The organism is Frankia sp. KB5 (assembly GCF_002099325.1).
In the GTDB taxonomy this organism is placed as follows: Bacteria; Actinomycetota; Actinomycetes; order Frankiales; family Frankiaceae; genus Frankia; species Frankia casuarinae.
In genome coordinates, this window is sequence record NZ_MRUJ01000133.1 from 1 (window position 1) to 6,136 (window position 6,136).

At 71.2% G+C, this 6,136-nt stretch carries 7 protein-coding genes; 5 read left to right on the plus strand and 2 right to left on the minus strand.

Going from position 1 to position 6,136, the window contains the following annotated elements:
• Positions 1-91 precede the first annotated feature (91 nt).
• Complete coding sequence (locus KBI5_RS13865) at positions 92-343, plus strand: hypothetical protein (RefSeq protein WP_085015473.1); 252 nt, start codon at positions 92-94, stop codon at positions 341-343.
• Positions 344-370: 27 nt separating this feature from the next.
• Here KBI5_RS13865 and KBI5_RS13870 read toward each other — a convergent pair whose 3' ends face one another.
• Complete coding sequence (locus tag KBI5_RS13870) at positions 371-601, minus strand: zinc ribbon domain-containing protein (protein ID WP_011434802.1); 231 nt, start codon at positions 599-601, stop codon at positions 371-373.
• 118 nt (positions 602-719) lie between these two features.
• On the opposite strand from KBI5_RS13870, the gene KBI5_RS13875 reads away from it, so the two are divergent.
• Complete coding sequence (locus tag KBI5_RS13875) at positions 720-1,727, plus strand: asparaginase (RefSeq protein ID WP_241882889.1); 1,008 nt, start codon at positions 720-722, stop codon at positions 1,725-1,727.
• Here KBI5_RS13875 and KBI5_RS13880 read toward each other — a convergent pair.
• Positions 1,716-2,288, minus strand: a complete 573-nt coding sequence (locus tag KBI5_RS13880) for a J domain-containing protein (protein ID WP_241882891.1) — start codon at positions 2,286-2,288, stop codon at positions 1,716-1,718. The genes KBI5_RS13875 and KBI5_RS13880 overlap by 12 nt on opposite strands.
• 270 nt (positions 2,289-2,558) lie before the next feature.
• On the opposite strand from KBI5_RS13880, the gene KBI5_RS13885 reads away from it, so the two are divergent.
• From KBI5_RS13885 to KBI5_RS13895, 3 genes are all read left to right on the plus strand, one after another.
• Positions 2,559-3,950, plus strand: coding sequence for a CoA transferase (locus tag KBI5_RS13885; RefSeq protein ID WP_011434805.1), 1,392 nt, complete (start codon positions 2,559-2,561; stop codon positions 3,948-3,950).
• A 206-nt stretch (positions 3,951-4,156) separates the two neighbouring features.
• Positions 4,157-5,326 carry a branched-chain amino acid ABC transporter substrate-binding protein gene (locus KBI5_RS13890; protein ID WP_011434806.1) on the plus strand — a complete coding sequence of 390 codons (1,170 nt, stop codon included), beginning with the start codon at positions 4,157-4,159 and terminating at the stop codon, positions 5,324-5,326.
• Positions 5,327-5,398: 72 nt separating this feature from the next.
• A partial coding sequence (locus KBI5_RS13895) for a branched-chain amino acid ABC transporter permease (protein ID WP_085015476.1) occupies positions 5,399-6,136 on the plus strand: 738 nt, incomplete at its 3' end.

Below are 6,136 nucleotides of genomic sequence, written 5' to 3' on the forward strand. Positions count from 1 at the left end.
GGGGGTGCGGCGGAGACGCCGGTGGCCCGGTGCCTTGTTCCCGTGGGCCCGGGACTGCGTGACACGCCGGTGGCCTGGGTAGGACACGCCCATGGGTACGAGTGGGTTCGGCTATGGCGACCAACGACCCGGATCAGGTGATCTGCTGCAGACCCTCGTAGYCGGTCTGGATCAGACGGAGCGGGAAGATACCCTGCGGCTGTTGCGACGGCGGCTGGTGGAGGACCGGGCCGCCGCGTGCGGCGGCCAGCGGGACCGTCAGGTGGATGTCGGCCCGCGGACCCGGGCGGCGCGTGGGCCGACGAAATCGCAGGCCGCGGGCATCCATCGTCACCGCGGATGAACGGTGGCGTCAGGATGAACGGTGGCGTCAGCCGCAGCAGCCGCCGCCGCAGCACGCGCCCCCGCCGGCGGACGGCGAGGCCATAGCCGGAGCCGGCGTGGCCGAGCCGCGGCTGACGGCGATCGCAGAGAAGATCCGCGAGGTCTCGGTGTGTCCGGAGGGGCAGCTCACCGCGCTGTCCGGCACGGACTCGTGCATGCTGCGGCGAACCTCGAACGATGCGTCACATACCCGGCAGCGGTAGTCGTAGGCAGGCACGGCACCAGGATATGCGGCCGCCGTGAGGCGAGCGTCGGATTCGGCGGATGGCGAGAACGGGTGAGCGGGAGAAGGCCCGACGTACGCTGGCTGTATGCAGCCGCCGGAGGGCCCGCAGGTGGTCRCCGAGGTTGTCCGGGGGCTGCGCGGCGGTGCGCCGTTCGTGGAGAGTTGCCATCACGGCACCGTCATCGGCCTCGGTCGGGATGGGGACAGCGCGCTCACCGTCGGCGTGCCCGACCACCCGATCTTCCCCCGATCGGCGGTCAAGCCCCTTCAGGCCGCCGCGATGCTTCGTGCCGGGCTGGACGGCATCTTCCTGAGCCGGGAGATCCCCGGTGACCTGCTTGCCATCGTGTCCAGTTCCCACAGCGGCGAGCCGGTGCATCTCGCGCGGGTGCTGGAGATCCTCTCGGTAGCGGGCGTCTCCGTCGACACCCTGCGCTGTCCCGCCGATCTTCCGTTGGGCCCGGCCGCGGCCCAGGCGCACCTTCGCGCCGGGGGCCGCGCGGAGCCGGTGCTGATGAACTGCTCCGGCAAGCATGCGGGGATGATCGCCTGCTGCGTGGCGGCCGGCTGGCCGATCGAGAACTACACCGACCCCGATCATCCGTTGCAGCAGGTGATCCGGCGCACGATCGAGGAGCTGATCGGTGAGGAGATCGTCGCGACCAGCGTGGACGGGTGCGGGGCCCCGTTGTTCGCGTTCTCGCTCACGGGCCTGGCTCGCGGGCTGCGGGCGATGGTCCGGGCCGCGCCGGGCGGCCCCGAGCGGCGGGTCATCAACGCCATGCGGGCGCATCCCGAGCTGATCGGGGGTGTTGGCCGGTCCGACACCGACCTGATGCGGGCGGTACCCGGCGTCGTCGCGAAGAACGGCGCCGAGGGTGTCACGGTGGTGGCGACGTCCGAGGGTCACGCGGTCGCGGTCAAGATCGCGGATGGGAGCGGGCGGCCCGGCGTCCCGGTCGCGCTGGCCGTGCTGACCCGCCTGGGTGCTCTTCCCGGTCCGGACGCCCCCGGGCACCAGGAGCTCGACTTCGCCCAGCTCGCCGTGCTCGGGGCGCCCACGGTGCTCGGCGGCGGGCGCCCGGCCGGTTCCCTACGCGTGCGGCTACCGGTCTGATCCGGGCGGGGGAGTGCGGTCGGCGCGGACGCCCCGGTCCTCGCCTGCTCGGGGACGGGGGTCGGAAGGCGCCCGACGGGGACGGCTCGCCACGGTGACCGCGACGGGCGGGATCATCGCCGCGACCACCATCATGATCATGGCGGCGGTCACGGAGTACAGCCGCACCACGGTGCCTGCCGAGATGAACAGGGTCAGCGCCACCAGCATCAGGGCGAGGTAGCGGCGACGGACCATCGGATCGGCACCCGGGCCCGGTGCACCCGGGCCCGGTGCGGATGGGCCCGGTGATGATCGGCCCGGCGCGGATGGGCCCGGTGATGATYGGCGCGGCGCGGACGGGTGAGGCGTGCCGGCGGCGAGGCGCAGGTCGTAGCGGCGCCGCCGGTCGGGGTCGCCGAGAACGCGGTAGGCGAGGGTGACCCGATCGAAGGCCGGTGACGAACCACCGGCGTCGGGATGGGTGCGGCGGGCGGCCACGCGGTAGGCATRCCGGATCTGCTCGGCGGTGGCGCTGGGCGGTACGTCCAGCACCTCGTACAGCGAGCGTTGCACGCGCATCGGGGTGTCTCCTGCCATTGCCGACCACCCGACCGGGYGGCCGCGAGCCCGGTGTCATGGCGAAAGTACCTACACATGACCAGAATGGGCCTTGGACGGCCCGGGGCGAGCGCGAGTCGGGAGGCCGGGACAGCGGCAAAATAGGATTTTCTGTGCGTTGTGGCTCTTGGCTCTCAGGATCGTCTTATCGGGCGTGCCGGCCTCATTCCGGTTCGGCCGACGGCGCGCTCGGGGCGCCGCGTRCACACCAGGGTGGGACAGGATGGGTGGATGGGGCAACGGCAGAACTCGGAGATTGTCACCGAGGTCGCGTCGCTGGTACAGGATCCGGACATCGCCGAGCGGCTGACCGTGACCGGACCCGCCGACGTCCTGCCCAGCCTCTACCGGGTGACGACGGTGGCGACCGCGTCGGTGGCGGCCGCGGCCGTCGGGGCTAGCCGCCTGCTCGCGGCCCGCGGCGGCGGGGCCCCGCCGGAGGTCACCGTGGACACTCGTCACGCGAGTGCGGTCTTCCGCAGCGAACGGTACCTGCGAGTGGCCGGCAAGCCACCGCCGAGCCCGTGGGACCCGATCTCCGGGTACTACCGCACCGGGGACGACCGGTGGATCCAGCTGCACTGCAACTTCCCGCACCACCGCAACGGGATCCTGGATCTTCTTGGGACGCCGGGCGAGCGCGCCGCCGTCGAACGGGTCATCCGCCGTTTCGAGGCCGAGCCGCTGGAACTCGAGCTGCACGCCATGGGTCTGTGCGCCAGCATGGCCCGTAGCGAGCGGGAGTGGCGCGAGCACCGGCAGGCCCGGGCGGTTGACGAGCTTCCCCTCGTCGAGGTGCGCCGGCTCGGCGACGGCCCGGCGCTCGCCGCGCCCCCGGCCGAGACGCCGGCCGCGGGTCTGCGGGTGCTCGACCTGACCCGGGTCATTGCCGGTCCCGTCGCCGGTCGCACGCTGGCCGCCTACGGAGCCGACGTCCTGCGGGTCGGCGCCGCCCACCTGCCGGAGGTGCACACGGTGCTCGTCGACACCGGGTTCGGCAAGCGCAACGCCTTCCTCAACCTGCGGGTGACCGCGGACGCCCGCCGGCTGCGCGAGCTGATCGCCTCGGCGGACGTGGTGCTCCAGGCTTACCGGCCGATGGCCCTCGACCGGCTCGGCTTCGGCCCGGAGGCGGTCGCCAGGATCCGGCCGGGCATCGTCTGCGCGACCATCACCGCGTATGGACGGCAGGGCCCCTGGAGCGGTCTGCGCGGGTTCGACAGTCTGGTCCAGACCGCGTCCGGCATCGCGACCGCCGCCGCGGCGGTGACCCGGTCCGACCGCCCCGTGCCGCTGCCGGCACAGGCCCTTGATCATTCGACTGGCTACCTCACCGTCTACGGGGTGCTGGACGCGCTKGCGCGCCGGGCGACCGAGGGGGGCAGCTGGCACGTCGGTGTGTCCCTGACCCGGACCGGTCGTTGGCTGCAGGGGCTGGGACACCACGACACGCTCGCGCTCCCCGACCCGACCCGGGAGGAGGCCGAGGAGTTCTGCGCCACGATGAACAGCGAGTTCGGACCCCTGTCGTACATCCGCCCGGCCGCCACCGTGGCCGGCGTCGCGCCGAGCTGGAGCTCCCCGCCGGCACAGCTGGGCACCAGCCCGGCGGTCTGGGCATAGCCATGCTGAGGTGCCGGGTTCCGCGGGATCGTGCCGGTGTGTAACCGTGCGCCGCCCCGTCCATCCGGGGGGTGGTGCGAATTGATGCTGGTTAGCACGTCATTCTCTATGCGGTGGCGCACCGGCTCGCGGGCCGGGCGCGTCGGGGTGACTGGGCCGGGCCATGGCATCGGAGTCGGGTCTGGCGGGACCGGAGGAGGAATTGCATGGGTAGGCGCCCGCTCCTGGGAGCGATAGCCCTTGCCGCGACCGTGGCGTTGACCGCGGCGGCCTGTGGAAGTGACAGTGGTTCGTCCTCGAACGGGAAGCAGACCATCACGATCGGCTTCCAGGGAGTTCTCTCGGGCGACAGCCAGCAGCTCGGTCTGAACGCCCTCTACGGCGTCCGGACGGCGATCGCCGAGGTCAACGCGGATGCGAGCGCGCCGTTCCAGCTCAAGCTCGTCGAATCCGACGATGGCGGCTCGCCGGATCAGGGCCCGACGGCAGCCCAGAAGCTGATCGATGACTCCAAGGTCGTCGCGGTGGTCGGCCCGATGTTCTCCGGCGCCACCAAGGCGAGCGAGCCGGCCTACACCCAGGCCGGGCTGCTGTCGGTGAGCCCGTCGGCGACGAACCCCGCGCTCACCACCCTGGGCTTCAAGACCTTCTACCGGGTCATCGCCCCGGACACCGTGCAGGGCAAGGCCGCGGCCGACTACATCGCCACGGTGCTCAAGGCGACGAAGGTGTACTCGCTGGACGACAAGAGCGAGTACGGCACGGGCCTGTCGGGTGCGCTGGAGGCCGAGCTCAAAGCCAAGGGTGTCAACGCGACCCACGACGGCATCAACCCGACCAAGGACTACACCTCCGAGGCAACGAAGATCATCGCTGCCGCGCCCGAGGTCCTCTACTACTCCGGCTACTACCCCGAGTTCGCGCTGCTGTCGAAGGCGCTGAAGGGCAAGGGCTTCACCGGAAAGATCATCAGCGGTGACGGCTCGCTCGACCCGCAGTACGTCGCGCAGGCCGGGGCCGCCGCGGCCGAGGGTGCCTACCTCACCTGCCCCTGCGGCGACGCCAACACCGACCCGAAGGCCGCGTCCTTCGTCGCGTCCTACAAGAAGGTCAACAACGGGACGAAGCCCGGCACCTACTCCGGTGAGGCCTACGACGCCACGCTCGCCCTCGCGGACGTCTTCAAGAAGCTCGGCAAGGACGTCACCCGGGAGTCCGTGACCGGCGCGTTCGGTTCCGTGAACTTCCCCGGCATCACCAAGACCGTGGTGTTCGAGCCCAACGGCGAGGTCAAGGGCTCCAACGTGTTCGTCTACCAGGTGAAGGGTGGACAGATCACCGTTCTCGGCAACATCGCGAACCTGGTCAAGTCCTGATGTCGGTGCGGGCGGTGGCCGGGGGTGGGACGTCCGGCCACCGCTTCGCCTGGTGGTGAACGAGGCACACGGATGGGTTTCCTCGACCAGTTCTGGCAGCTGACCGTCGACGGTCTGACGGTCGGCTCCCTGTACGCGGTCATCGCGCTCGGGTACACCCTCGTCTACGGGGTCCTCCAGCTCATCAACTTCGCGCACAGCGAGGTCTTCATGCTGGGATCCTTCGGCGGGCTGTTCGCCGCCCGCGCCCTGCTGCCCGGGGACGGCTCGGTCCCGGGCGGCCTCGAATCGGTGGGCCTGGTGACCATGGGCCTCGGCGCCGGCGCGATCTGCGGCGGGCTCGCCGCCTTCACGCTCGAACGGGTGGCGTACCGGCCGCTGCGGCGCCGTTCCGCCCCCCGGCTGGCCTATCTCATCAGCGCCATCGGGGCCTCGCTGTTCGCGGTGAACCTTGCCGGCAAGGAGTTCGGCCGGCAGAATGTGGCCCTGCCCGACCTGTTCACCGACGGAACGGTGTTCACGCTGTTCGGAGCGGACGTCTCCACCCAGTCGCTGGTCATCTTCGCGGTCGCGATCGCGATATTGGTCGGACTGGACCGGCTGGTCGYGGGGACCCGGCTCGGGCAGGGCATCCGCGCGGTGGCCCAGGACGCCGACACCGCGGTTCTCATGGRCGTGAACGTCGAACGCATCATCATCGTCACGTTCGTGCTCGGCGGCCTGTTGGCCGGGGCCGGTGGCTTCCTGTACGCGATGACGTTCAACGCCTCTTACAGCATGGGGTTCGTCCCAGGGCTCCGGCGAGGTAGC

Coding starts and splice junctions, on each gene's coding strand:
- KBI5_RS13890 (WP_011434806.1), top strand. CDS start 4,157: ATGGGTAGGCGCCCGCTCCTGGGAGCGATAGCCCTTGCCGCGACCGTG.